Annotated in this window: 29 protein-coding genes; 16 read left to right on the top strand and 13 right to left on the bottom strand. The window is 71.6% G+C overall.

Annotated elements, in window-relative coordinates:
• Nucleotides 1-3: 3 nt before the first annotated feature.
• Nucleotides 4-1122 carry a 3-dehydroquinate synthase II family protein gene (locus BN6_RS10430; protein WP_041312521.1) on the bottom strand — a complete coding sequence of 373 codons (1119 nt, stop codon included), beginning with the start codon at nt 1120-1122 and terminating at the stop codon, nt 4-6.
• A 292-nt stretch (nt 1123-1414) separates the two neighbouring features.
• On the opposite strand from BN6_RS10430, the gene BN6_RS10425 reads away from it, so the two are divergent.
• From BN6_RS10425 to BN6_RS10400, 6 genes are read left to right on the top strand one after another with little or no spacing between them, the layout of a single operon-like run.
• Nucleotides 1415-2233: a 2-amino-3,7-dideoxy-D-threo-hept-6-ulosonate synthase gene (locus BN6_RS10425; RefSeq protein WP_015099570.1), complete on the top strand. Its 819-nt coding sequence runs from the start codon at nt 1415-1417 to the stop codon at nt 2231-2233.
• A 39-nt stretch (nt 2234-2272) separates the two neighbouring features.
• Nucleotides 2273-2551, top strand: coding sequence for an acyl carrier protein (locus BN6_RS10420; protein ID WP_015099569.1), 279 nt, complete (start codon nt 2273-2275; stop codon nt 2549-2551).
• Nucleotides 2548-2805: a hypothetical protein gene (locus tag BN6_RS10415; protein WP_015099568.1), complete on the top strand. Its 258-nt coding sequence runs from the start codon at nt 2548-2550 to the stop codon at nt 2803-2805. Before BN6_RS10420 ends, BN6_RS10415 begins: the two co-directional genes overlap by 4 nt.
• On the top strand, nt 2795-3988 hold the full coding sequence (locus tag BN6_RS10410) for a beta-ketoacyl-[acyl-carrier-protein] synthase family protein (protein ID WP_015099567.1): 1194 nt from the start codon (nt 2795-2797) through the stop codon (nt 3986-3988). The genes BN6_RS10415 and BN6_RS10410 overlap by 11 nt, the downstream gene beginning before the upstream one ends.
• Before the next feature lie 32 nt (nt 3989-4020).
• The gene (locus tag BN6_RS41750; protein ID WP_015099566.1) at nt 4021-4734 is read left to right on the top strand and encodes a beta-ketoacyl synthase chain length factor; all 714 of its coding nucleotides are present in this window, start codon (nt 4021-4023) and stop codon (nt 4732-4734) included.
• A 10-nt stretch (nt 4735-4744) separates the two neighbouring features.
• Nucleotides 4745-5854 (top strand): LLM class flavin-dependent oxidoreductase, encoded by a 1110-nt coding sequence (locus tag BN6_RS10400; RefSeq protein WP_015099565.1) that lies wholly within the window; start codon nt 4745-4747, stop codon nt 5852-5854.
• A gap of 105 nt (nt 5855-5959) precedes the next feature.
• Here the strand turns inward: BN6_RS10400 and BN6_RS10395 are convergent, their stop codons facing one another.
• The 3 genes from BN6_RS10395 to BN6_RS10385 all read right to left on the bottom strand — a co-directional run bounded on the left by BN6_RS10395 (nt 5960) and on the right by BN6_RS10385 (nt 10473).
• Nucleotides 5960-7486: a long-chain-fatty-acid--CoA ligase gene (locus BN6_RS10395; RefSeq protein ID WP_015099564.1), complete on the bottom strand. Its 1527-nt coding sequence runs from the start codon at nt 7484-7486 to the stop codon at nt 5960-5962.
• A 136-nt stretch (nt 7487-7622) separates the two neighbouring features.
• On the bottom strand, nt 7623-8849 hold the full coding sequence (hemA, locus tag BN6_RS10390; RefSeq protein ID WP_015099563.1) for a 5-aminolevulinate synthase: 1227 nt from the start codon (nt 8847-8849) through the stop codon (nt 7623-7625).
• 43 nt (nt 8850-8892) lie between these two features.
• On the bottom strand, nt 8893-10473 hold the full coding sequence (locus BN6_RS10385) for a class I adenylate-forming enzyme family protein (protein ID WP_015099562.1): 1581 nt from the start codon (nt 10471-10473) through the stop codon (nt 8893-8895).
• 304 nt (nt 10474-10777) lie between these two features.
• On the opposite strand from BN6_RS10385, the gene BN6_RS48535 reads away from it, so the two are divergent.
• Nucleotides 10778-11293, top strand: coding sequence for an FAS1-like dehydratase domain-containing protein (locus BN6_RS48535; RefSeq protein WP_051075501.1), 516 nt, complete (start codon nt 10778-10780; stop codon nt 11291-11293).
• Nucleotides 11290-11712: a MaoC/PaaZ C-terminal domain-containing protein gene (locus tag BN6_RS10375; protein ID WP_015099560.1), complete on the top strand. Its 423-nt coding sequence runs from the start codon at nt 11290-11292 to the stop codon at nt 11710-11712. Before BN6_RS48535 ends, BN6_RS10375 begins: the two co-directional genes overlap by 4 nt.
• 149 nt (nt 11713-11861) lie before the next feature.
• On the opposite strand, the gene fabG is transcribed toward BN6_RS10375, so the two are convergent.
• Genes fabG through BN6_RS45500 form a run of 3 tightly spaced genes read right to left on the bottom strand, consistent with a single transcriptional unit; the run spans nt 11862 to nt 13575 of the window.
• The gene (gene fabG, locus BN6_RS10370; protein WP_015099559.1) at nt 11862-12566 is read right to left on the bottom strand and encodes a 3-oxoacyl-ACP reductase FabG; all 705 of its coding nucleotides are present in this window, start codon (nt 12564-12566) and stop codon (nt 11862-11864) included.
• Between the two features lie 15 nt (nt 12567-12581).
• On the bottom strand, nt 12582-13115 hold the full coding sequence (locus BN6_RS10365; RefSeq protein ID WP_015099558.1) for a flavin reductase family protein: 534 nt from the start codon (nt 13113-13115) through the stop codon (nt 12582-12584).
• A gap of 16 nt (nt 13116-13131) precedes the next feature.
• Complete coding sequence (locus BN6_RS45500; protein WP_015099557.1) at nt 13132-13575, bottom strand: PaaI family thioesterase; 444 nt, start codon at nt 13573-13575, stop codon at nt 13132-13134.
• A gap of 226 nt (nt 13576-13801) precedes the next feature.
• Here BN6_RS45500 and BN6_RS43480 point away from each other — a divergent pair, with 226 nt between their 5' ends.
• Genes BN6_RS43480 through BN6_RS10340 form a run of 4 tightly spaced genes read left to right on the top strand, consistent with a single transcriptional unit; the run spans nt 13802 to nt 17142 of the window.
• Nucleotides 13802-14674: an arylamine N-acetyltransferase family protein gene (locus BN6_RS43480; protein WP_051075499.1), complete on the top strand. Its 873-nt coding sequence runs from the start codon at nt 13802-13804 to the stop codon at nt 14672-14674.
• Between the two features lie 46 nt (nt 14675-14720).
• The gene (locus BN6_RS10350) at nt 14721-15833 is read left to right on the top strand and encodes a 3-oxoacyl-ACP synthase III family protein (protein ID WP_015099555.1); all 1113 of its coding nucleotides are present in this window, start codon (nt 14721-14723) and stop codon (nt 15831-15833) included.
• Nucleotides 15830-16891 carry a beta-ketoacyl-ACP synthase III gene (locus BN6_RS10345; protein ID WP_015099554.1) on the top strand — a complete coding sequence of 354 codons (1062 nt, stop codon included), beginning with the start codon at nt 15830-15832 and terminating at the stop codon, nt 16889-16891. Before BN6_RS10350 ends, BN6_RS10345 begins: the two co-directional genes overlap by 4 nt.
• Complete coding sequence (locus tag BN6_RS10340) at nt 16888-17142, top strand: acyl carrier protein (RefSeq protein ID WP_015099553.1); 255 nt, start codon at nt 16888-16890, stop codon at nt 17140-17142. The genes BN6_RS10345 and BN6_RS10340 overlap by 4 nt, the downstream gene beginning before the upstream one ends.
• 183 nt (nt 17143-17325) lie before the next feature.
• Here the strand turns inward: BN6_RS10340 and BN6_RS10335 are convergent, their stop codons facing one another.
• Nucleotides 17326-18525: an FAD-dependent oxidoreductase gene (locus BN6_RS10335; protein ID WP_015099552.1), complete on the bottom strand. Its 1200-nt coding sequence runs from the start codon at nt 18523-18525 to the stop codon at nt 17326-17328.
• Nucleotides 18526-19021: 496 nt separating this feature from the next.
• Here BN6_RS10335 and BN6_RS41740 point away from each other — a divergent pair, with 496 nt between their 5' ends.
• Both BN6_RS41740 and BN6_RS10325 read left to right on the top strand, forming a co-directional pair.
• A complete protein-coding gene (locus BN6_RS41740) occupies nt 19022-19678 on the top strand; it encodes a response regulator transcription factor (protein ID WP_051075498.1) in 657 nt (218 codons plus the stop codon).
• A gap of 18 nt (nt 19679-19696) precedes the next feature.
• Complete coding sequence (locus tag BN6_RS10325; protein ID WP_015099550.1) at nt 19697-20284, top strand: TetR-like C-terminal domain-containing protein; 588 nt, start codon at nt 19697-19699, stop codon at nt 20282-20284.
• A 90-nt stretch (nt 20285-20374) separates the two neighbouring features.
• On the opposite strand, the gene BN6_RS46565 is transcribed toward BN6_RS10325, so the two are convergent.
• Nucleotides 20375-20512, bottom strand: coding sequence for a hypothetical protein (locus BN6_RS46565; RefSeq protein ID WP_015099549.1), 138 nt, complete (start codon nt 20510-20512; stop codon nt 20375-20377).
• Nucleotides 20513-20873: 361 nt separating this feature from the next.
• On the opposite strand from BN6_RS46565, the gene BN6_RS10320 reads away from it, so the two are divergent.
• Nucleotides 20874-21374, top strand: coding sequence for an IS3 family transposase (locus BN6_RS10320; protein WP_015099548.1), 501 nt, complete (start codon nt 20874-20876; stop codon nt 21372-21374).
• 260 nt (nt 21375-21634) lie between these two features.
• A complete protein-coding gene (locus BN6_RS10315; protein ID WP_041316446.1) occupies nt 21635-23314 on the top strand; it encodes an IS1182 family transposase in 1680 nt (559 codons plus the stop codon).
• Here the strand turns inward: BN6_RS10315 and BN6_RS10310 are convergent.
• The 4 genes from BN6_RS10310 to BN6_RS45495 all read right to left on the bottom strand — a co-directional run bounded on the left by BN6_RS10310 (nt 23217) and on the right by BN6_RS45495 (nt 25331).
• Entirely contained in the window at nt 23217-23765 is a 549-nt protein-coding gene (locus BN6_RS10310) for a DDE-type integrase/transposase/recombinase (protein ID WP_231905185.1), read from the bottom strand. The genes BN6_RS10315 and BN6_RS10310 overlap by 98 nt on opposite strands.
• Nucleotides 23762-24121 (bottom strand): IS3 family transposase, encoded by a 360-nt coding sequence (locus BN6_RS43475; RefSeq protein WP_015099544.1) that lies wholly within the window; start codon nt 24119-24121, stop codon nt 23762-23764. Before BN6_RS43475 ends, BN6_RS10310 begins: the two co-directional genes overlap by 4 nt.
• A complete protein-coding gene (locus BN6_RS10305) occupies nt 24118-24429 on the bottom strand; it encodes a transposase (RefSeq protein ID WP_015099543.1) in 312 nt (103 codons plus the stop codon). Before BN6_RS10305 ends, BN6_RS43475 begins: the two co-directional genes overlap by 4 nt.
• A 554-nt stretch (nt 24430-24983) precedes the next feature.
• On the bottom strand, nt 24984-25331 hold the full coding sequence (locus BN6_RS45495; protein WP_148302812.1) for a hypothetical protein: 348 nt from the start codon (nt 25329-25331) through the stop codon (nt 24984-24986).
• Nucleotides 25332-25531 lie beyond the last annotated feature (200 nt).

Genomic DNA, 25531 nt, shown 5'->3' with positions numbered 1-25531 from the left:
GGGTCACTTCTCGATGCAGAACTCCCCGACCGGCCACCCGACGTGGCGCTTGTCGGTGGCCAGGTAGCCCAGCAGCTGGTCGCCCGGTTCGAGTTCGGTGCTGTTGAGCACCGCCGCACCGGGGCCCAGGACGCGCACGTGCCAGTCGTCCTGGAGGGTCAGGGCGACCTCGGTGCCGTCGGGCGCCGTGGCGTGGACCGTCAGCAACGGGCGGGATTCGAGCTTCACGCGGCCGACGACGATGCGGCGGGTGCGCCCGTCCGCGGTCACCCCCAGCACGGTGCTGCCCGCCTTGAGCTCGCTGAGGTAGTTGGTGCGGTTGTCCGCGCCGAACACGTAGGAGTGCAGCGCCCCGGCGTTCACCCGGAACGGGCGGGTCGGCATGTAGGGCAGCGGGTGGGTCTCGCTGACGCACAGCACGAAACCGTGGGCGAAGGAGCCGACCAGGATCCCCTCGTCCTCCCGGAAGTGGGTGCAGGTGTCCACGCAGATCCGGTCGCCCAACCCGTTGTGCTCCACCGACCGCACGGTGAGCGTGGTCAGCGCCAAGTCCGGGGTCGCCGTGCGGAGCAGCTTGTCGACGTCGAACACGTCGTTGGCGTCGCGGGGCGCCACCAGCAGGCCGTCCGAGCCCTTCTCCAGCACGTCCAGGACGATGCGGGCCTCCTCGATGCCGTCGGCCTCGCACACCAGCAGGCCGGGTGCGCGGTCGGCGGCGGCGATCACGATCTCCAGCGGGATCTTGGTGGGGTCCCGGAAGCGGACCACCGTGTGCTCCAGCGCCTGGACCGCCGCGCACGCCACCCGCAGCGTCAGGTCGTCCACCACCTCCACGAACGCGCCCGCGTGCGCGTCGACCTCGCCGGCGACCAGCTTCAGCTTGTCCAGCTCGGTGAAGGTCGCCACCCGGGTCAGCACCACGTCGCACGCGCCCGCGGCCTCGGCGGGCGGCACCTCGCCCGGGCCGGGCAGCAGCACCTTGGTCACCGTGGGCGGCAAGGTCGCCAACGTCTCCAGCCGGTGGTCCAGCACCCCACCGAGACCGGCGTGGACGGCCGCGTCCACCACCGCCTCCCGGTGTCGCGCGTCCACCGCACGAATGTCGATCCACGCGAACTTCACTCCGAACCATCCCCCTACTGCGTTCCAGTGCGGCGAAGCCCGCCGGTCGGGACGAATCCGGTGCCCGGGAGGCACCGCGACAAACCCTCACAGCGGCGACCGCGCCGGGGCAGCCTCGATGGACCTGCACGACCGGGTGCCGGGCGGGTGCGCGCCGGACCTGACCGGTCGGGCACCTCGATGGTGCTGCCGCACGCGTTCGCAGGGGCAGTCCGATCGAGGGTCCGGTACCCACCCGGCTTGGGCAGACTCCCTCGGCGTAGGCGCTTTTCCGGGTGACGAGGGGTGCATCATGTCCGCCAGGCCGGGAGGAACCGCAGTCCGTCTCGCAAGGCTGGCCAGACACCGCGAGGGCCGCTACCTGTTCGTGCCGCTGGACCACTCGGTCGCCGACGGACCGATCATCGCGGCCGGGCGCTTCAACTGGCTCGTCCGCGTGGCGGTCGAGGGCGGCGCGGACGCCGTCGTGGTCCACAAAGGACGGGTCGCGACGCTCGACCCTGCCCTGCTGCGCGCGTGCTCGTTGATCGTGCACCTGAGCGCCAGCACCGCGCACGGCCCGGACCCCGACGCCAAGGTGCTGGTCGGCGACGTGGAGGAGGCGATCCAGTTGGGCGCGGACGCGGTGAGCGTCCAGGTCAACATCGGCTCCGCCACGGAGAGCCGGCAGCTGGCCGACCTCGGCGCGGTGGCCGACGCGTGCCGCCGGTGGAACGTGCCGCTGCTGGCGATGGTGTACCCGCGCGGCCCGGCGATCACCGACCCGCACGACCCGACGCTGCTGTCGCACGTGGTCAACATCGCGGCGGACCTGGGCGCGTCGCTGGTGAAGACCACCTGGCCGGTGCCGCTGGAGCGGATGGCGGAGGTGGTGGAGAGCTGCCCGATCCCGGTGCTCTCGGCGGGCGGTCCGGGCAACCGGGGCGTCGACCCGGCGGCGTTCGCCGCGACGCTGCTGGCGCACGGGTGCAGCGGGCTGGCGATCGGCCGGGGCATCTTCCAGAGCAGTTCGCCCGCGAGCGTGATCCGCGCCGTCTCGGCCGTGGTGCACGAGGAAGCCCTGTCCCCCGTGCCCGTGCTCGACCGCGTCCACTCGGTCCCGGCCCGCTGAGCGGAGCCCCGGGCCGACCACCACCCAACGGAGACACCGATGCGCGCAGAAACCCGAGAGTTCATCCTGACCGTGATCAGGGACGTGATCAACATTCCGCTGCCCGACCGGGTCGAGGACGACCTCCCGCTCGGCGAGGAGGGCCTGGGGCTGGAGTCGCTGGCCATGATCGAGCTGGTGCTCCAGCTGGAGGGCGCGTACGGCGTCGAACTCCAGGAGGACGAGCTGACCGCAGACCTCGTGCCCGACCTCGGCGCGCTGGTGGACACCGTGGTCGGCCTGCGGTCGGCCGCCGCCGCGGGCAGCGTGGCCAGGTGATCACCGAGTCCGACGTGGCGCGGCTCCTGCGGGAGTCCGGCCTCCCGCTCGCCGAGTGGGACAGCTCGACCGAACTCGTCCTGGACTCGCTGACCTCGGTGTGGCTGTTGCACCACCTGGAGGAGCAGTACGGGATCGTCGTCGGCCCCGAGGACGAGGACGAGGTCGCCGCCAGCGACTCCATCGGCTCGCTCCACCTCGTCCTGCGCCGGGTGCAGGCCGGCGCGCTGGAAGGAGCACGGCATGTCCCGTGAGGTCGTGATCACCGGGTACGGCGTCCTGACCGCCTTCGGCTTCGGGCCGGAGGCGTTGCTGGACAACGTCTTCACCGGCCGGCCCGGCTTCGCGCCGGTCACCCGCTTCGACAGCACCCCCTACCACGCCGCGCACGCCGCGACCTACGAGGGCGACGGCCCGGAGATGCCCGGCGTGCCGGTCAAGCCCGGCTACACGCCGACGCAGGCCGAGGTGCTGCACGCGTGCGCCGCCGAGGCGCTGCGCATGTCGGGCACCGACGCGGCCGGTGCGCCCGTGCTGCTGGGGACCAACGGCGACCACTCGGCGGCGCGGTCGTTCTGGACCGACCACGCCGAGGGTCGGGACCCCGGCAACCCCCGGACAGTGGACAGCCTGCCCGGTCACCTGCCGGAGTCGATGGGCGCGGCGTTCGGGCTCGGCACGCCCCGGCTCGCGTTCGTCAACGCCTGCGTCGCGTCGACGAACGCGATCGGCCACGGCGCGGAACTCGTCCGGCGCGGGCTGGCCGACGCGGTGGTGTGCGGCGGCGCGTACCTGGTCACCGAGGACGTGTTCGCGAAGTTCGACTCGGGCAAGGCGCTGAGCAGGTCCGGCGCGGTGCGGCCGTTCGCGGCCGACCGGGACGGCCTGCTGCACGGCGACGGCGCGGCCGTGCTGGTGCTGGAGTCGGCCGAGCGCGCCCGGGCGCGAGGCGCCGAACCGCTCGCCGAGGTCGCCGGCTGGGGCATGTCCTCCGACGCCCACCACGTCATCAAGCCGCACCCGAAGGGCAAGGGACTGGTCCGGGCGGCGCGGGCCGCGCTGCGCAGCGCCGAGGTGGACGTGGGGCAGCTGGGCTACGTCAACGCGCACGGCACCGGCACCCCGCTCAACGACGTGGCCGAGACCGCCGGCCTGCGCCGGATCCTCGGCGCGCACGCGCCCGCCGTGCCCATCAGCTCCACCAAGGGCAGCACCGGCCACATGCTGGAGGCCACCGGCGCGGTGGAGGCGGTGATCACGCTGCTCGCGCTGCGCGAGGGCCTGTTGCCGCCGACGGCGAGCCTGCGGGTGCCCGATCCCGAGTGCGACCTGGACTACCTGCCCGACGTGGGCCGCCGCGCGCCGATCACCCACGCGCTGTCCCTCAACGCCGCCTTCGGCGGGGTGAACGCCGCGCTCGTCCTGAAACGGGTGTGAGCACCGTGCTCCACCACGCCGAGAGGATTGCGATGACGACGTCCGACCTACCGCGTGCCGTCGTGGGCGCGGCCTGCCTGGCGCCCTGGGGTGAGCGGGCGCGGGACGTGCCCGGCGCGGCGCCGGTCGACCTGACCTCCGTGCCCGGCTTCGTCACGTCGAGGTTCAACCCGCTGGTCGCGGCGGTCGCCGAGCAGTGCCTGGGTGCGCCGGGCGGCGACCTGATCCACGGGCTCGGCGAACGGACCGCGATCGTGCTTGCCACGGCGTGCGGCGACACCACCACCTCCGACCTCGCGACGCGGAAGCTGGTCGCGGGCCAGGTGCACAGCCCGCTGCTGTTCTTCCAGTCGGTGACCACCTCCATCCTGGGCCACCTGGCCCGTCAGTACGGCATCACCGGCCCCGTCAGCTGCGTTTCGGCGTGCGAGGACCTCGCCGGTTCGGCACTGCGGCTGGCCGACCTCCTGCTGTTCGACGACGAGCTGGAGCAGGTGCTGGTGATCGGCGTGGAACTGGCGCCGAACGACCGGGTCACCTGGGTGCGCGACCGCCTCGGCGCGGAACACCCGCTCGGGCGCCTGCCGCTCGGCGAAGACGCGGCCGTGGCGCTGCTGCTGCGCCGCGCGACCCGGGGGCGCCCCGCCGTGCCAGCGGACCCACCGCATCCGGCGTACGGCTGGCTCGGGCAGCTGGTCGGGCTGTGCACCGCGGCGGCCCACCCCGACACGTCCACCACTGACTGAGGAGTCCACAATGGACCGGATCGGCTTCGGCGCCTTCCTCTCCCCCCTCCACCCGCTCGGCGAGGACCCGTCGCTGAGCCTGTGGCGCGACCTCGAACTGGCCGAATGGCTCGACCAGCTCGGCTACGACGAGCTGTGGGTCGGCGAACACCACTCGGCGGGCTGGGGCACGATCAGCTCACCCGAGCTGTTCATCGCCACGGCGGCCGAGCGGACCCGGCACATCCGGCTCGGGACCGGCGTGGTCAGCCTGCCCTACCACCACCCGTTCATGGTCGCCTCGCGAGCCGTCCAGCTCGACCAGCTGACGCGCGGGCGGTTCACGCTGGGCGTCGGGGCCGGGTCGATCCCGACCGACATGCACCTGCTGGGCATCGACCCGGCGGACACGCGACGGCGCACCGCCGAGGCCCTCGACGTGATCCACAAGCTGCTCCACGACACCGTGCCGGTGACCGTGCGCACCGACTGGTTCGAGGTGCGGGACGCCCGGTTGCAGTTGCGTCCCCACTCGCCGGCGGGACTGCCGATGGCGGTGTCCAGCGCGGTCTCCCCGTTCGGCATGCGGCTCGCGGGCCAGTACGGCATCAGCCCGATCTCCTTCGGCATCCCGCCGCGGCCGGGCAGCCGGATCGGCGACCTGGTCGGGCAGTGGCAGCACGCCGAGGCGGCGGCGGCCGAGCACGGCCGGAAGCTCGACCGCGGCGACTGGCGGGTGGCGCTGTCGGTGCACGTGTCCGACAGCCGCGAGCAGGCCCTGGACGAGATCGTGGACGGCTGGATGCGGTACCGCAACGAGTACTGGGCCCTGCTCGGCGCACCGCGGGTGCACTCCCGGGCGGAGGCGCGCAAGGCGCTGGAGGAGCTGATCGACCGGCGTGGCAGCGTCATCGGCTCGGTCGACGACTGCGTCCAGGCCATCCGGGACGTGCAGGACGAGACGGGCGGGTTCGGGCGGCTGCTGGTCACCGTCCTGGACTGGGCGGACCGGAGCGCGCTCAAGCGCAGCTTCGAGCTGCTCGCCAGGTTCGTCGCACCGAAGTTCAACGGCTCGCTCGGCGGAGTCACCGAGTCCTACGGTCGGGCCGTCTCCAAAGCCCTGGAGCTCGCCGCACGGTGAACCCGGAAGTGCCGTGCTCCGGCTCGGGTCCCGAGCCGGAGCACCGCCGTCGAAGTCCGGAAGCTCCTGCGCCGACGTCCGGATCGTCGTGGACGGCGGTGAGGCTCAGCGGGCGAAGCGGGCCACCAGCTCGCGTTTGAGCACCTTGCCGCCCACCCCGAGCGGGAACCCGTCGACGAACTCCACCCGGCGCGGGTACTTGTAGGGCGCCATCCGCGCCTTGCTCCACGTCTCGATCTCCACCCCGAGATCGGCGCCCGGCCGCGCTCCCGGCGCCGGGAGCACCACCGCGCAAACCTCCTCGCCGTGCGTGGGGTGCGGAACGCCGATGACCGCCACCTGCGCGACGGCCGGGTGGCGCATCAGGACTTCCTCGACCTCGCGCGGGTACACGTTGTACCCGCCGCGCAGCACCACGTCCTTCTTGCGGTCCACTATGGACAGATAGCCGTCCTCGTCCTTCCTGCCCAGGTCGCCCGAGCGGAACCAGCCGTCCACCAGGACCTCGGCCGTGGCCTCCGGCCGGTTCAGGTAGCCGGCCATGACGTTGTGGCCCCGGATGACGACCTCGCCCACCTCGCCGGCGGGCAGCAGCTCGACCCGGCCGTCCACGTCGGCCCGGGCGATGGCCACCTCGACGCCCCAGACCGGCAGCCCCACGGTGCCCGGTTTCCTCGGCCACGCAGGCTGGTTGTAGGCGACCACCGGCGAGGTCTCGGTCAGGCCGTACCCCTCGTAGACCGGGCAGCCGAACCGGTCCTCGAAGTCCTCCAGGACCTTCACCGGCAGTGCCTGCCCACCCGAGTACGCGCGGTGCAGGCGCGGGCGCACCGTCGCTGTCCCCATGGCGCGCAACAGCGCCATGTACATCGTCGGGACGCCCATGAACACCGTGCACCGGTGCTCGGCCATCAACTCGATCGCACGCGCCGCGTCGAACGCCGGCATCAGCACCAGGGTGGCACCGGCCCGGAAGCACACGCACATGCCGCAGACCTGGCCGAATATGTGGAACAGCGGCAGCGCGCCCAGCAACACGTCGTCGGCCCGGAAGTCGAACGGGGACAGCATCGTGACGGTGATGTTCATCGTGACGCCCAGGTGCGTCAGCACCGCGCCCTTGGGCTTGCCCGTCGTTCCCGAGGTGTACAGGACCATCGCCGCGTCGTCGGGCGCGCACGGCGCGTACCGTTCGATCGGAGCGGCAGGGCCGGCCGCCACGTCCAACCGGAGCCCGTCGTCCGCCACGACGGTGAACACCGGCACGCCGGCACGCCGGGCGGCCTCACCGCCCTGCTCCAGCAGCGATCCGGCGCAGACCAGCGCCGCGGCCCCGGAGTCCCGCAGCACGTGCTCGATCTCGTCTGCTTTGGACAGCGCGTGCACCGGCACCACCACCGCGCCCAACGCCAGCACGCCGAAGTACGCCATCGGGAGGTGTGGCGAGTTCGGAAGCAGCAGCGCGACCCGGTCACCGCGCCCGATCCCGTGGTCCCGCAGCACCGCCGCGTACTTCCGCGCCCACCACCACAGCTCCCGATAGGACGTCTTCCGCGACTCGAACACCACCGCCGGCCGGTCCGGGTACCGGGCGGCGGACTCGGCGAGCACGGCCGCCAACGACACGGACATCAGGACTCCCTCCTCGTCGACCCGCCCGACGGCGATCGCCGTCGGGCGAAGGGGGAGCGCCGGGGACGGGATCTCCCCTCGGCGCGCTCCCCCGCCGCGCACCGGCCGTGATCGGCGGCCGCGTCCGCCCGCCAGGTCATCCCGCAGTCGGCCCGGTGGGGATCCCGAGCTCCTGCCAGATGCCGTCCAGCGCTTCCACGAACTTCTCGACGTCGCCGGCCGTGTGGGTGGCCGAGGGTGCGACCCGGAGGATCTCCTCGCCGGTCCGCACGCTCGGCGCGTTGATGGCTTGGACGTAGATCCCGTGCCGCCGCAGCAGCAGCGCGGAGGCCTGGCGGCACAACTGGTCCTCGCCGACGAACACCGCGATGATGTGCGACTGGTCGGAGATGAACGGGATGCGCCGCTCGGTCAGCAGGCGGTGCATCAGTCGCGCGTTCGCCGCGAGCCGTTCCCGCTCGACCTCGGACGACCTGAGGTGTCGGACGGCGGCCAGGGCGCCCGCGGCGGTGGCGGGCGGCAGCGAGGTGGTGAAGATGAACGACCGCGACCAGCTGCGAACGGCGTCCACCAGCGCGGCCGGGCCGGCGATGTACCCGCCGGCGGTGCCGAAGCCCTTGGCCAGCGTGCCCATGAAGACCGTGAACCGGTCCGCCAGTCCTTCACGGGCGGCGATGCCCGCGCCCTGCGGCCCGTACATGCCCACGGCGTGCACCTCGTCGAGGAACGTCGTGGCGTGGTAGCGGTGCGAGACCTCGGCGATCTGCGCCAAGGGCGCGATGTCGCCCGACATCGAGTACACGGACTCGGCTACGACCAGCTTGGGGCGGTCCGGGTCGGCGGTGGCCAGCAGTTCCTCCAGGTGCGCCACGTCGTTGTGCCGGAAGATGCGCTTCTCGGCGCCGCTGTGGCGCAGCCCGTCGATGATGGACGCGTGGTTGAGCTGGTCGGAGAAGACCACCGTGTCCGGAGCGCGGCCCGCGAGAACGGACAGGGCGCCGTCGTTGGCGGTGTAGCCGGACGGGAAGATCAGCGCGGCCTCCTTGCCGTGCAGCGCCGCGAGCTCCTTCTCCAACAGGACGTGGTAGTGGTTGGTCCCGCCGATGTTGCGGGAACCGCCGGAGCCGGCCCCGAACGCGTCGACCGCGTCCTTGATCGCCTCCAGGACGAACGGGTTCTGCCCCATGCCGAGGTAGTCGTTGCTGCACCAGACGCTGATCTCGGCCTCGGTGCCGTCCGGGCCCTGACGCGCCACCGCGCTGGGGAACAGGCCCGCCCTGCGCCCGATCTCGAGGAACTCCCGCTTCCGCGGGCCGAAGTCCGCCATCTCGCGGACGAAGAAGTCCATGTGCCGGTTCGTCACGTCAACCCACTCCCTCGGTACGGTCGGTTCGATGCGCGGGCGGTCACCGGGGCACCCGCGCGGCGAGTTCCTCGCCGCGCAGTCGTGCCTTGTCCGGCTTTCCGGATCCGTTGAGCGGCAACGCGTCGAGCAGCCGCACGTGCTCGGGTGCGTGCGCGGCCGACAGCGCGGTGCGGACCCGCTCGCGCACTTCGTCCACGCCGACCCGCGCTCCCGGGCGGAGCACGATCGCGGCGTGGACGTGCTCCGCGTTGTCCTCGTCGCGGACCCCGTAGACCGCGGCGTGCGCGACACCGGGGATCGACTGGATCTCGCGTTCCACCACGGCCGGGTAGACCTTGACGCCATCGGCCTTCACCACGTCGGCGATCCGGTCGAGCAGGTACAGGTAGCCGCGCTCGTCGAGCCGGCCGATGTCGCCCGTGCGGTACCACCCGTCGCGCAGCACCCGGGACGTCCGCGCCGGGTCGGCCCAGTACTCGCGCATCACGTGCGGGGAGCGCACGCACACCTCGCCCGTCTCGCCGACGGCCACCGCCCGGTCGGAACCCGGTTCGCGCACCTCGACCTCGATCTCCGGGAACGGGTGGCCGACGCTGGACAGCACCGTCTCGTCGAAGTGGTCGCCGGGGCCCAGGAACGTGATCCGGCCGCACTCGCTGGTCCCGTAGCCCTGGACCAGCACCGGCCCGAACGCGCGCGCCGCCTCCGCGATCCGCGCGGGTGCCGCCGGCGACCCGCTGTAGATGAGCAGCCGCAGCGACGACAGGTCGGCCGGCGCGGTCCTGCTGTGGTCGAGCAACTCGTACAGGTGGGGGGTGGCCACGAACGTCCGCGTGATCCGGTGCTGCCGCAGGGCGTCGAGCACGGGCCCCGGCCGGGTCTCCTCGTGCAGGACGACGACCCCGCCCCGGGCCAGCACCGCGTCGGCCATCGGCGCCACCGTGTGGCTCAACGGGGTCGTGACCAGGATCGCGGGGTCGGGTTCGGTGATCGACTCCTCGGTGGCGACCACCGTGCTCTCCCATGCCCTGGCCTGGAGGCTGATGCCCTTGGCCCGGCCGGTGCTGCCGCTGGTGAAGCCGATCACCGCGAGCGCCGCCGGGTCCCAGGCGGCGGCCGGCGCGAGGTTCGCCCGGTCGGCGGAAGCCACCGCCGTGGCCCCCGCCGGGTCCAGGTCGAAGCCGACCAGGGCGACCAGGCCGCGCGCCCGGTCCACGAGTCGCTTCGCGCGGTCCTCGTTCCCGGTATCGGTGAACAGCCCGCGGGCCCGGGTGTCCAGCAGGATGCGCAGCTGCTCCTCCTCGGACAGCACGGGGTCGGCGGAACCCGGGTTGGTCGATCGCACGTAGCAGACCGCGGCGCCGACCAGGTGGGCCGCGTAGCGCGCGGTGAGCATGTCCGGGCTGTTGGGCGCCACCATCACGCCGACGACGTCCCCCTGCCCGATGTCCAGCCGGCGCAGGGTGTCGGCGATCCCGGCGACCGCGTCGGTCACCTCGCGGGCGGTGACGCCGCGTCCCCGCCAGTGCAGGGCGACCCGGTCGGGGTCGGCGACCAGTGCCGACAGGACGCGGGCGGCGTAGCCGCCGTGCCCTGCCCACCACTCGTCCGGAACAGCCATGGTGATCCTCGATTCGACGGGCGACGACTTGCGGGCGGTGGCACCGCTCCGCGCTGTGGGCGCACCGCCAGCTTCGCCGGGTCCGGGCAGCGGGTGGGAGGCGCGGACGGTGTGCCCGATCGAGGGGCCCACCGGAGCGCGCCGACCGGGCACATGCGTGCTTTCCGTTGCCGGGCGAGGTTTCACGCCGGATCGCACACCATGCGGGGTGGCCGGTCGGACAGGTTCGTCGGGGCTGTCGCGGGCCGGGCCGCGAGCGCGATGCTGGCGCGAGGTCCCGGTACGCGAGCGCAGGAGGTCGGTTGTGGGTTCCGCACGGCTCGGCAGCACGTCGGTGGATGGCGGTCCGACGCGCGAAAGGGGGCAGGAGATCGACCGGGCGTTCATCGGCACGCGGCTCGCGCCGTTCACCGTGGAGGTGGACCGGAGCGAGGTGGCGTCGTTCGCCGAGGTGCTGGGTGTCGGCGGCGGGGTGTTCGCCGACCTCGGAGTCGCGCGGGCGGCGAAGCACCCGGATCTCCCGGTCCCGCCGACGTTCCTGTTCGGACTGGAGTTCCGGAACCCCTCGGACGTGTTGACCGCGATGGGGGTGGAGCTGCGCCGCGTGCTGCACGTCGAGCAGGGGTTCGTCTACCACCGCACCGCCTACGCCGGGGAGCGGCTGACTTTCTCCACGGTGATCACCGACATCTACGGGCGCGGCGGGATGGAGTTCGTCGTGCAGGACACGGCGGTGACCGACACCGACGGCGAGCCGGTCGCCGACCACCACCAGATCATCGCGGTCCGCCTCTCCGCGTCCGTCGGGGAGGACCGGTGAGCGCGTTCAGCCTGGCCGACGTGGAGGTCGGCACCGAGCTGCCGGAGCTGCCGGAGCTGCGGATCACCCGGGCGCTGCTGGTCCGGTTCGCGGACGCCTCGGGTGACCCCAACCCCATCCACCTCGACCCGGACGCGGCCCGCGCCGCGGGCCTGTCCGACGTCATCGCGCACGGCATGCTGTCCATGGGGTTCCTGGGCCGGCTGGTCACCGAATGGGTGCCGGTCGCCGATCTGCTGTCGTTCCGGGTGCGCTTCGCCGCCGCCACGCCGGTGGGTGCCCGGATCCGGTGCGCGGCCAAGGTCAAGGACCTGGCGGAGCACGACGGCGAGCGGCGGGTGCGGTTGTCGCTCACCGTCCGGGTCGTGGACGGTCCGGTCACCGTGCGGGGTGACGCGCTGGTCCGGGTGGCACGCTGAAGCACCCGGTCCGCGGTGCGGACCGCGGCAGGAGGTTCGCGGCAGGAGGTTCGCGGCAGGAGGTTCGCGGCCCCGAGTGGCGGCGGACGACACCGCATCGGTGGCGCGGACCGGAGCGGCGAGCCGAACCGGCCCGCGCCGGGCTACCGTCAGTGGCCCATCCCGAGACCACCGTCCACCGGCAGCACCGCACCGGTCACGTAGGCCGCGCCCGGCGAAGCCAGCCAGAAGACCGCGTCGGCGACCTCCTCCGGAGCGGCGCTGCGCCCCAGCGGCACGTCGGCCAGGATCTGCTCCTTGCGCTGCGCGCTGAGCTGCTCGGTCATGTCGGTGTCCACCAGCCCCGGGGCGACGACGTTCACCGTGATGCCGCGCGACCCGAACTCGCGGGCCAGCGAGCGGGCCAGGCCCACCAGCCCCGCCTTGCTCGACGCGTAGTTGGCCTGGCCCGGTGATCCCCGCAGCCCGGCGACCGAGGACAGGAACACCATCCGCCCGCCGCGCCGCCGCACCATGTCGGTGGCCGCGTGCCGGGCCACCCGGAACGCGCCGCCGAGGTTGGTGTCCAGCACGCCGAGGAACTGGTCGTCGTCCATCCGCATCAGCAGGCCGTCCCGGGTGATGCCCGCGTTGGCCACCAGCACCTCGACCGGCCCGTTGACCGCCGCCACCTCGGCGAAGGCCCGGGACACCTGGTCGGTGTCGGTCACGTCGCACTTGACGCCCAGCAGGCCCTCGGGGGCGCCGGAACCCCGGTGGGTGACGGCCACCGCGTCCCCGTGCGCGGCGAATTTCCTGGCCACGGCCAGACCGATGCCGCGATTGCCCCCGGTGACCAGCACGGAACGTGCCATGAGCGCTTCTCCTGTTCAGTCGCTGAGGTGGTGCAGGCGGTGGTAGGCACCCCGGTGGTGCACCAGGGGCGCCTTGACCGGCTCGGCCGCGTGCACGGCGAGGACCCGGCCGAGGAACAGCACGTGATCGCCGCCGGGATAGCGGTGCTCGGTCCGGCACTCCAGTGAGAGCACGGCGCTGGGCAGCACGACGTGGCCGCTCGCGCCGACAGTGCCGCCCAGGCGTTCCAAGGCCGCCACGCCGCGCGGCCGATCGCGTGCCGCGAACAGCGCGGACAGGCGCTCCTGGTCGGCGGCGAGGACGTTGACCGCGAAACCACCCGCACCGTCGATCGCCGTCGGCAGCCTCCCGGCGGCGCGCAGGCTCACCAGCACCAGCGGCGGGTCGAGCGAGATCGAGGCCACCGCGCTCGCGGTCACCGCCTCGGTCCGCTCGCCCCGGCCCGCCGTGACCACCGTGACGCCCGTGGGGAACAACCCCATCACCTTGCGGAACTCCCCCGGGTCGGCGGACCGGCCGCCCGGCAGCCGCACGGCTGGAGTGGACATGGGACCGCCTCTCGGTTCAGCGCTTGCCCACCAGGCAGGTCAGCCGGGCGGTGCAGGTCAGTCGGCCGCGGTCGTCGCTGATGGACACCTGGTAGGTCACCACCCGGTCGCCCAGCAGCAACGGGGTGCAGACCCCGGTGACGACGCCCCGGCGGACCGACCTGTGGTGCGTGCAGGACAGTTCGAGCCCCGCGACGGCACCGCGCGAGGCGACGTGGACCCCGGCCGCCAGCGAGCCGAGGGTCTCGGCGAGGACGGCGTTCGCCCCGCCGTGCAGCCAGCCCAGCGGCTGCTGGTTGCCCTCGACGGGCATCGTGCCGACCATCCGGTCGGGGTCCCACGAGACGATCTCGATGCCCATGCGGACGGCCAGCTGCCGGTCGACCAGGTGCGGCGGCAGGGCCCGGCCCCAGCGGGCCGTCGGCTCCGGGCCGCCGTCCGCGACGGCGTTGCTGTCCATCGGGTGCCCTCCGGGTCGCGGTTTCGGTCGCCGGGCGAACTCTCCCGGCACCCGCCGGGGCCGCCAAGACCTGATCCGCGTGGCACAACACCCGCCGCGACCGGTGCACCGCCGCCTAGCCCATCGAGCAGGGCGGTCGGGTCTTACCGCCGCCGCGGCGCCGGACCACGATTCCGACGGGGTGACGTCGCGCAGCCCCGCGCACCGACAGCCATCGGAGAGTGCCTTGGAACACGTCGCTTCCCCGTCCCGCACCGCCACGACCGCAGCCCTGCCGTGGCACGACTACCTGCGGCGCATCGGCCACACCGGACCGCTGGAGCCGACCGCCGAGTACCTGCGCGCCGTGACCACCGCCCACCTGCACGCCGTGCCGTACGAGTTCCTCGACGTGCTCGACGGCGCCGTACCTGACCTGGAGCACACCGCCGCGTTCGACCGGGTGGTCCGCCGCCGGCGCGGCGGCACGTGCCTGGAGACCACTCCCCTGCTCGGCCGCTTCCTGCGCGGCGTCGGGTTCCGGGCGCGATTGGTGGCGGCCCAGATGTGGCGGGTCGGCGGCGAGTGGTGGTCGCGCTGGGACCACCTCGTGCTGGTCGTCGAGGCCGAGGGCGAGGACTGGCTGGTCGACGTCGGGTTCCTGCTGCACTCCCCGACCGAGCCGCTGCGACTCTCCGGCACGCCCCAGGCCGACGGCGGGTGGCGGTTCCGGGTGGTCGAGCGGGACGGCTACCGCACGGTGCTGCGCTCGGGCGTGGACGACGAGTGGACGCCGGTCTACCGCTTCGCCGACGAGCCGTTGGAGATCCCCGACTACGCGTGGATCGTCGACTTCCACCTCACCTCCGAGGAGTCCCCGCTGTCCTACACCGTGCTGTGCTCGCGGGTGGTGCCCGGCGGGAAGCTCGTCGTGCTGGGCGAGAACTTCCTGCGGTCGCTGGACGGCCGCGACCGGACGGAGTTCCTCGCGGACCCGGCCGACGCGGAGAAGGCGCTGGGCGAGGTGCTGCACGGGCACCCGCACCTGCTGGCCGAGGCGGTCGGCGCGTGGGAGAAGGCCAGGGCGGACCGCCGCGAGAACAAGCGGAAATTCATCTGACCCGACGTTGTCACCCGAACCCGCGGAAGTAGGTGTTGGGCCCGCCATGGAGCATCTGCGCGAACGCACCCGACCGAGGGGCGTGGGCATCCGGTCGATCGGCAGGTACCTGCCCGACCGGGTCGTCAGCAACGCCGACCTCGAACGGATACTGCTCACCAGGGACGACTGGATCCGGGAGAACATCGGGGTGCGGACCCGGCGGATGGCCGCCGACGACCAGTGGACCTCCGACCTGGGCGCCGCCGCGCTGCTGGACGCCTGCGCCCGGGCGGGCGTGCGTCCGTCCGAAGTGGACCTGGTCGTGTGCGGCACCTACACCCCGGACCACATGGCGCCGCCCACCGCGATGCTCGTGATCGACAAGTCCGGGGCGGTGGGGGCGGCCGGGTTCGACGTGAACAGCGGCGCCTGCCCCGGTGGCGTGTTCGCCCTCGACGTGGGCGCCAAGTACCTGGCCTCCGGGCAATACCGCCGGGTCGCCGTGGTGCTGGCCGACGTCAGCACCAGGACGATGGACTGGAAGGACCCCGGCCCCGCGGTCATCTTCGGCGACGGCGCGGCCTGCTACCTGCTGGAGCCCTGCACGCCCGGACTCGGCATCGGCACGACGCTGCTGCGCAGCGACCCGTCGGCGTACCAGGCGGTGCGGGTCGCGCGCGAGCGGCGGACCCGCCGCGACGGCACCCGGCTGTCCAGCGGGTTCGGTGACAACTTCTCCACGCTGGACGGCAACGCGGTGCACGGTCTCGCGGTCGGCGAGGTGCCGCCGTTCGTCGAGGAGCTGCTCGCCGCCGCCGGGCGGGAGGTCGAGGACATCGACCTGTTCGCGCTGCACCAGGCGAACCTCTACATCGTCCGGGAGATCATGGCCGCCATCGGCGTGCCGATGGACCGGACGGTGGTCAACATCGAGAAGTACGGCAACACCTCCGGCGCGAGCGTGCCCCTCGTGCTCCGGGAGGCCGAGGACACCGGCCGGCTGTCCCCCGGCGATCAGGTGGTGCTCGCCGCGTTCGGCTCGGGCTTCAGCATGGGCGCCGCGCTGGTCCGCTGGTGCGGCCCAGAGGATTTCGCTCCAGAGGAGTTCGCACCAGAGGAGTTCGCACCGGAAAAGCTCGCGCCGGAGCAGTTCGCATCGACGGGGATCCGGTCGTGAGCCCGGCGCTGCGCGGTGCATCCACCGCCCTGCTCGGCATCGGCAGCTACGTCCCGTCGCTGCGGATCACCAACGACGCGCTGGTCGACCGGATCCAGAGTTCCGACGAGTGGATCCACAGCCGCTCCGGCATCCGGACCCGGTACTGGGCGGACACGACGGAGACGGTGGAGTTCATGGCCGCCGCGGCGGCCGAGCGGGCGCTGAAGAACGCCGGGGTGGCGGCCGGCGACATCGGCTGCGTCCTCGTCGCCACGGTGACCTACCTGCGCCAGCTGCCGTCGCTGGCGGCGGTGCTGGCGCACCGGCTGGGCACGGGTTCTCCCGCCGCCTTCGACATCTCGGCCGGCTGCGCGGGCTTCTGCTACGGGGTGTCGCTCGCCTCCGACATGGTGGCCGCCGGCAGCGCCCGGTACGTACTCGTCGTCGCCGTGGAGCGGCTGACCGACCTGACCGACCACGACGACCGGCAGACGGCGTTCCTGTTCGGCGACGGCGCGGGCGCGGTCGTGGTCGGCCCCAGCGAGGAACCGGGGATCGGCCCGGTGGTGTGGGGTTCCGACGGGGCGCAGCGGGACCTGATCCGGCAGACCGTCCCGTGGGACGCCCTGCGCGACGATCCCGGCGCCCGGTGGCCGGCGATCACCATGAGCGGCCGCGACGTGTTCCGGTGGGCCTCCTACGAACTCGGGCCGGTCGCCGGGCAGGCACTGGACCGGGCCGGGGTGGCGGTCGGCGACCTGGACTCGTTCATCCCGCACCAGGCCAACCTGCGGATCACCGAACAGCTCGCCGTCGAGCTGGGGCTGCCCGACCACGTGGTGGTCGCGCGCAGCATCACCGAGCACGGCAACACGTCGGCGGCGTCGATCCCGCTGGCGATGCACGAGTTGCTCGCCTCGGGCGCCGCGCGACCGGGCGGCCTGGCGCTGCTGCTGGCGTTCGGCACCGGTCTGGTGTGGGCGGGCCAGGTGGTCCGGCTGCCCACGCCGCCGGTCGACCCGCCGCTGCCCGCCACCGCCCCACCACCCGAACCGGACCGAGGAGGACGATCATGAGCACCACCGGGCAGGACGTACTACAGGTGTTGAGGGAGATCATCGACGAGGTCGCCGAGATACCGGCCGGCCGGATCGAACTGGACAGCGCGTTCGTGTCGGACCTCGAACTCGACTCGCTGGCCATGGTGTCGGTGTTCGTCCTGGTGCAGCGGCGGCTCGGCGTCGAAGTCCCGAACTCGGTGGTCGAGAAGCTCACCTCCGTGGGCGAGGCCGTCGCCTACCTGGAACACGGGAAGGCTCCGGTCTGAACCACCGGCCGCCGTCCGTCCCCGGAGGACGGGTGGCAGCCCGCGTGGCGAGAGGAGGGGGCCCGGTCGGGCCCCCTCCTCTCGCCATGCGGCTCCGATGTCCGGATCGTCGTGGACGGCCGATCGCGTCTGCGTGGCGATGTCCCGGCGACGTCCTCCGTGCGGTGTCCTTCCGGTGCGGGGTCAGGCCGGACGGGCCAGTTGTTCGGCGAGTTCGGGCTGGAGTCTGGTCATCACCCCGATGAAGTCCTGGTGCGCGCCCCGCTCCGGCGGTGCCGTGCTGTAGGAGCGCAGCGCCTGCACCTGCCACTGGGTGTCCTGCAACAGCTCGACGTACGGGCGCCGGACCCGCTCGTAGTCGTCGATCCGCGCGATGCCGCCGGGTCGAAGCGCGTCGTCGACCGCGCGGGCCGACGATGCCGCGCTCTGGAGCGACTGGTTGAGGCCTTGCCCGCCGAGGGTGTGGAAACCGTTCGCGGTCTCGCCCAGCAACAGCACCCGGCCCGCCCGCCAGGAAGCGGCGCGCCACAGCGAGAACCCGAGCCGCACCGGCGGCGACGTGCGGTCGGCGACCTCGGACAGCCAGTCCGACAGCTCCGGGTCGACCGCCTTGACCTGCTCGGCCAACACGGCGGACCCACCCCGGTCCAGCGGCTCCTCCCCGTCCCGGTCCGGCGACCACACGACGGCGACCGTGCGCCGGGGTGTGGGGATGGCGAACAACGCGCGCGGTGCCTGGTGCCGCACGACGAGCACGGGCTCGCGGTCCGGCACGGCGGGCACCACGCTCAGCCACGCGGGCCGGTCGAACGTCGACTCGGTCACCGGGATCCCCACCAGGTCCCGCACCGCCGACCGCCGACCATCGGCGGCGATCAGGTACCGGGCCCGGATCCGGGCGCCCGTGCCGGTGGCCGTCACGCCGTGGTCGTCCTGCTCGACCGCCGTCACGGTCTCACCCGCGCGGACGTCCGCCGTCGGCTCCGCCCGCAGCCGGGCGAGCAGCGCCTGGGTCAGCGTGCCGGTCGGCACGGTCAGCCCGTGCGGGCGGTCGATGCCGTCGTGGTCGGCGTAGCGCCAAGCGGACAGCACCCCGGTGCTGCCGTGGTCCTCGACGCCCAGGACCCGCTGCCCGCCCTCCTCCAGCTCGGCCTCGACGCCCTCGGCGGCCAGCAACGCCAGGGTCGGCGGGGCCACCAGCGGCGAGATGCCCGTCCCAGCGGGCTCGAACTCGGCCTTGGCCGAGAGCAGTACCACCGACCGCCCGGCACGCGCGCACCGCAGCGCCGCGTACAGCGCGGTCGGCCCGCCGCCGACGACGCACACCTCGGCCTCTACGTCCGACCTCCCCGGGTCGTGCGGGTTCAGCTCAGCGGGGCTCATCGCCATACCTCCGTGGTCGCGCGGACGAACTCGACCAGCAGCATCGCGTCGCCACCCGCCCCGCTCCCTATCCGTACCACCGGCACTTTCGCGAGCGGGCACCCGCACGATCGGGTACTCCGTCCGGGTAGTCCCGATCGCGCGCCGGGTGGGCGAACGTGCGGCGGACCTCCGACGTACAGCTCCAGTACAGCCCGAGTACAGCGGGGACGTGTTGCATGGCGACAGCCTGCTGCCCCGGACCCGGGTCGCCGCGGATCTCCGTCCGGTGGAGCAGGCCGAACGGGGGATGGTCGTCGAGCGGCAACGCTCCACTGAGGGTCGACCGACGTGCTCGCCGGAGGGTCGCGCCCCGGTGTGCGCCGCACCACCGCGCGCGCCCAGGGTGCACGGGCGGCCACGGCTCGACACTCGGGGCTGTAGTGGGGCATTCGATCCACGACCACTTCGCGTGACTTCTCACAGGGGGTTCCACGTGTCGATCGGAGGGAACGTCATGCAACTCGCACTGATCATGGACAACGAGGTGAAGAGGTACGGCGTGGCGGCCATGCTGGCGCAGGTCGCCGGTGTCGACGCCGTCGTCTGCCACGGCACCGCCGAGGAGGCAGTGCGTGCCGCAGCCGCCATCCCCGACTTGATGGTGATGTGCGCGACCGACTTACCCTCGCCGGGCGGGCCGGCCGCGTTCGACACGCCCCTCCTGCTGCTGGTCGACGGGACCGAGGGGGTCGGCGCGCTCGGGGAGGTGCACTCCTGCGTGCACGCGCTGGTCGACTGGTCGGGGCTGACGCCGAACGTCCTCGCCGATGCCGTCGCCGACGTGATGGCGGGCAAGTTCTACCTGTCTCCGGTGCTGGCCCGGCGGGTGCTGGGCAGGCAGTCGACGGCGGGGACCCAGCAGTGGGGTCCGATGGGCAGCGGGCTGACGCCGCGGGAACTGGAGGTGCTGCGGCGGGTGGCCGAGGGGCTGAGCAACAAGCAGGTGGCGCGACAGCTCCAGATCTCCGAGCACGGGGTGAAGCGGCTGATGGGCAACGTCCTGGCGAAGCTGAACAGCCCGAACCGGACGCTGGCCGTGGTGCGGGCCATCGAGTACGGCCTGCTGGCCGATCCGAAGTCGCCCGCCGGGTCTGCGACATCTGTCGCATAGGCGGGGTAAGCTGGGGAAATGGCGAAGCCGACGACAGACGCCGGGCCCAAGCGCGTCGACCCCCGGGTACTGCGGACCCGGGTGCTGTTGCAGGCCGCGGCGCTGGAACTGGCCGCCGAGCGCGAACTGGACACGATCACCATCGCCCACGTCGCGGAGCGGGCGACCATCAACCGGGCGACGGTCTACCAGCATTACCGGGACCGCGACGATTTGCTGCTGGACGCGATGGACGGCGAGCTGAGCCGTCTCGGCGGCCTGATCGCCCGCTGCCCGCTGGTCGTGCTGCCGGCGACGATGCCGGCGGAACTGGTCGAGGTGTTCCGCCACATCGAGTCCGCCCGGGTGCTGTACCGGCGGATGCTGGGCCCGTGCGGCTCCGCCCGGTTCATCGACCACCTGCACCGCCTGGTCGCCGAACAGGTGGTCCACCAGCTCTCCGTCGACGGGAAGGCCATGCGGGACGAGGAGGCCGTCCGGCTGCGGGCCCACTGCGCAGCCGGCTCGTTCATCGGCCTGGTGCGTCACTGGCTGCTCGCCGAGACCGTGCTGCCGGCCGAGCACGCGGCCGCCAACGCCTGGACGGCGCTGGTGTCGGCACGCTGAAACCAGGAGCCCGAACGCGATTCCGCAGCGTCGGACACCATTCCTTCGAGCGGTGCACAGGACCGAGCCCGGTCGCCTCGGCGCGGGTGATCACCCGGTTGGGCTGCGGCGCAGTTCGAGGGTGATCTGCTCCGCGTCGATGTTGTGCAGTGCGGCGGACAACGCGTCGGCGTCGAACGCACCGTCGTCACGGGCGTCGAGGAGCGTGTCGCGTTGCGCCGCCAGCACTGCGAGGTGGTGCTGCTTGTCCGAGGTGCCCTCCGGGCGCGGGGTGCTACGGGCCGCGTCGTCGAGCAGGGTCAGGATCTGCTGCCTGTGCCGCTCGAAAAGTCACCGTTGCTGGTAGAGCGAGGCTGTCACGGTGTTGGGAGCATGGTCGGGTGATCGTGTCTCTGCTGTACAGGTTGACCCGGAGGTTGCTGTCAGTTCCGTCGGTGCTGCTGCGCTGCGAGACGGCTAAAGGATGCCGAGCTGCTGGTGCTGCGGCACGAGAACGCGGTTCTTCGCCGGCAGCTGACGGGTCCTGTCCGCTTCGAGCCCGCGGACCGGTTCTGGTTCGCCGCCCTGTCCGCGCTGGTGGATCGCCCCGGTGGCGGGGGTCTTTCCGGTCACGCCGGGCACCCTGCTCGCCTGGCACCGCAGACTCATGGCCCGCAAGTGGGACCACTCCGCGCGTCGACGTACCGGACGCCCATCGACCCGGCCAGCGGTCAAGACGCTCGTGCTGCGGCTCGCCGGGGAGAACCCGCGGTGGGGTCATCGGCGGATCCAGGGTGAACTGGCCCGACTCGGCCACCGCATCGCCCACTCGACGGTCTGGCGGATCCCGCACCAAGCGGGCATCGACCCGGCACCACGCCGCACCGGTCCGACCTGGCGGGAGTTCCTCACCACCCAGGCCCGGGGCGTCATCGCGGCGGACTTCCTCCACCTCGACACCATGCTCGGCAAGCGGCTCTACGCGTTGGTGTTCCTCGAACACGGCACCCGCCGCCTGCACGTCACCGACGTCACCTCCCACCCGACCCGGGAGTGGACGACCCAGCAGGCCAGGAACCTCGCCGCCGACCTCGGAACGCGCATGGAGTGAGGTTCCCCCGATAACCCGAGGCGGTTGTTACCTGGATGCGGTCGGTGCCGCCGGGATGGTATCTGGCTGGGTCTGAGCGGCGTGCCAAGCGGCTTCGTACTCGTCGGGGCTGAGCCAGGCGAGGTCCTTTTGGATGCGTTCGGTGTTGTAGAACCCGTCGATGACCCTGTTGCCCAATTCCCATGGCCCTCATCCCGGTGTGATCGTCGTGGTGCATGATCAACATGTTGGTCTTGTCCCGCATGCGAGTGGAGCTGTTAGTGTCGCTGCAACCACGGGCGTGGTCGGAAGTCCCTGAGTTGACTGCCCAAGTGGCTCGGGCGGCGTTTCCCAAGGGATGCTTGGCGATGAACGTCCGTGACCGGTTGGGGCCGTTGTTCGACGACGAGGTCTTCAGGTCGGCGTTCGGTGTACGGGGCAGGCCGGGAATCTCGCCTGGACAGTTGGCGTTGGTCAGCGTGTTGCAGTTCGCGGAGAACCTGACCGATCGCCAGGCCGCGCACGCGGTCAGGTCGCGGATCGACTGGAAGTACTTGCTGGGCTTGGAGTTGTCGCATACGGGCTTCGACTTCACAGTGCTCACCGGTTTTCGTGACCGCCTGCTCGCCCACGACCTGGAGGAGACGGTCCTCGACATGCTGTTGGGTCGCCTGACGGAACTGGGCTTGGTGGTGGGCAGGGGCAGACAGCGGACCGATTCGACCCATGTGCTGGCCGCGGTCCGGTCGCTCAACCGCTTGGAGTTCGTCGGGGAGACGCTGCGGGCGGCGCTGGAGGCGTTGGCCGCGGCGTCACCGGAGTGGCTCGGTGGGTGGATGGAGCCGGTGTGGCGGCAGCGGTACGGAGTACGGACCGACGCCTACCGGCTGCCTCGGGCCGAGGACGAACGGGCCGCCCAGGCTCGACAGATCGGCGACGACGGTTACCGGCTGTTGGAAGCGGTCTTCTCGCCCGCCGCACCGACATGGCTGCGCGAGATTCCCGCGGTGGAGATCCTGCGGGCCGTATGGCTTCAGCAGTACCACCGAGTCGGCGACGGCGACGAGCAGACGGCATCCTTGCGGGGAAAGGACGATCTCCCACCCAGTCGGGACCGGATCACCTCCCCGTACGACACCGATTCCAGATACGGGATGAAGCGAGGGATGGGGTGGGACGGTTACAAGGTCCACCTCAGTGAAACCTGCGACGACACTGCCGAGACCGGACGGCCCCACCTGATCACCGACGTCCTGACCACCGACGCCACCGTGAACGACGCCGTGGTCCTCGATCAGATCCACAACCGCCTCCGCGACAAGGACCTACTGCCCGCCGAACACCTCGTCGACGCCGGCTACACCTCCGCCGAGCTGCTGCTGGAATCCCAGGCCGAGCACGGCGTGGCCGTTGTCGGTCCGGTGCGATCGAACACCACGCGACAGGCCAACGGACACAAGGACTTCAGCACGGAAGCCTTCGAGATCGACTGGTCGGGCAAACAGGCCACGTGCCCGACCGGAGCAACCAGTAAGTACTGGACCGAAGGCTTCGACAGCGGCAAGCGTCCGGCGATCCGGATCCGGTTCGCCACCGGCACCTGCGCGCCCTGCCCTGTGCGCGACCAGTGCACCAGCTCACACCGCTACGGCAGGCAACTGACCATCCGTCCTCAGGAGCAGAACGTTCTGCTCGAACGTGTCCGGGCAAAGCAGGCCACCGAGGAATGGAAGCAACGCTACGCCACCCGTGCCGGTGTCGAGGGCACCATCCACCAAGCCGTCGCCGTCACCGGAGTACGCCGCTCACGCTACACAAGCCTGGCCAAAACGCATCTTGCGCACATCTTCACCGCTGCCGCCGTCAACCTGATCCGGCTGGACGCCTGGTGGAACGGAACACCACTCGCGCCGACTCGAATCTCCTACGTGGCGGGGCTCGACCTCCCTCATGCCGCATGAAAATTGGGCAACAGGGTCCGTCGATGTAGGCGAACAGGTCGTTCTCGGCTTCGTCGCGGGTGCGCCAGGACCGCCGGTAGACCAGTTCGATCTTCAGCGTGGAGAAGAAGTTCTCCATCAAGGCATTGTCGTACGAGTCGCCGACCGACCCCATCGACGGCAGGATTCCGTCCGCCAACCGTTCCGCCAACCGGAAGGCCGTATAGGTCGAGCCGCGGTCGCTGTGGTGGATCAGCTGCCCGTCGCGCACGTCACGCGACCAGATCGCGTACTCCAGGGCGCCCAGGACCAGGCCGGTGTCATAGCGGTCGCTGGTCTTCCAGCCCACGATCCGGTTGGAGAACGCGTCACGGACGGCCGCGAGCCAGAAGACGCCCTCGCCGGTGCGGATCCGGGTCGCGTCGGCCACCCACAACCGGTCCGGCGCGGGCGCGGTGAAGTCCCGGTTCACCCGATCGGGCGCCGGTGCGGCCCGCGGATCCCGCCTGGTCGACGGCATCCGCCCCCCTGTTTGCGCAGGAAAGCGCCCTGCAGGCCGGCCTGGCGCATCAGCCGCTCGACACGCTTGCGCGACACGCGGACACCCCGACGCCGCAGCACCTGGTGCACCCGCGGGCTGCCGTAGGTTCCACCGGAGGCGGTGTGGATGTCGGTGATCTCGGCGGTGATCGCCCGGTCCTCGCGTTCGCGATCCGACGGGTCGGCCTGGCGGGCCACCCAACCGCGGTAGGTGGAGGAGGAGACACCCAGGACCCGGAGGACGAACTCGACCCCGAAGCGGCCGCGAAGCTGCTCGACGAGCTTCACGACCGTCGCCGGGTCGGGTCGGGTTCCGCCGCGAAAAACGCGGACGCGGTCTTCAGGATCTCGTTGGCCCGCTTCAGTTCCGCGTTCTCCTGGCGCAGCCGACGCAGCTCCTCCGGCTCGGTCGCGGAGGGCCGGTCGCCCCGCTCGCCGCGGTCGGCCTCGTCCTGCCGGATCCAGTTCCGCAACGCCTCCGGGTGCACGCCCAGCTGCCCGGCCAGGCGCCGGATCACCGGCTTCGGGTCGGACTCCCGGTACAACCGGACCGCACGGGCCCTCAACTCGTCGGGGTACTTCTTCGGTGGTGCCACGGACGACTCCCTTCAGGCCCTATCGGACCATGCCTGGAAAGCCACCGGGCTACCGGGGGAACCTCATGCGACGGCGGCGGATGGTCGTCCTGCTGCGAAGAGCGCGAGAAGGGTGGCGATGGGAGCGGTGTCGCCAGTACTGCTCTCTTCACTCTCTTGGTGCCTTATCGGGCTGATCCGCCACACCCAGCTGCCACCGAAGTCGGCCTTCTCAGAGCGCACCCTGCCTCTAGTCTTGGTCCGCTTCAGGGTGTCCTTGGAGAAGCCTGCCTGGTGTCCTTCGTCCAACACCTCCAGCACCGGGCCCCACCGCCGCGCTCCGCCAGGTAGTCGGTGAGCCACGCGGCAGCATCGGCGCATTCGTGGCAGAGCCGGTCCCGTAAGACAGCGACGGGTCGCTCGACACCGACACGACGTTCGACTTGATGACGCCGCAGGCAGCAGGTCCTGCGTCGGTGCCCATATGTGGAACCGCAGATAACTGCTCCATACCCTACGCGAGCACGAAGAGTCTTACTGCACCTGCCGACCACCTTGGAGGCCACCTCGTGCAACTACTCAGTGGTAGCCTCGCCGGGGAGCGGAACACGGCAATCTTTCGTCGTCAGCAGGATTACAACCCCATCTTGACCCGTATCGAAACTCTCCTCAAAATCGGCGTGCGACTTCCCTGAAACAAAGGTCACGTTTCCGGCAACGATACTCGGGTCCATCAGGGCGGAAGAAGTCGAAATCAACGCAGCGACCGGAACTTCTGCCAGCGAGCGATTCGCTTCAAACAATGCCTCCCACGCGAAGGCGGCGCCTCGCCTCAAAAGAGTTCGAACGCGCTCTTCACCTTCGACTCCAATATCCAGGTCCGGAATTGCCCGACCGTTGACCGCACGCTCGTAGCTGGTCACGCTCCCAAACTTGGAGCGGTCACCAAAATACGACCCCTTTAGGCGGACAAGGAGAACGGCGCCGCCCTCCACCACCCATCCGCCCTCGAGAAAGGAGCGTGCGGGCGGGTACACATCTTGAGCGGAGATACTGTGCAGGAAATCTGGACCTGCCAGCATCATAGCCTCTTTACTGAAACTCACCACGCGCGCAATCCCAT

The organism is Saccharothrix espanaensis DSM 44229, assembly GCF_000328705.1.
Classification (GTDB): Bacteria; Actinomycetota; Actinomycetes; order Mycobacteriales; family Pseudonocardiaceae; genus Actinosynnema; species Actinosynnema espanaense.
This window is presented reverse-complemented; position numbering and strand designations above follow the sequence as displayed.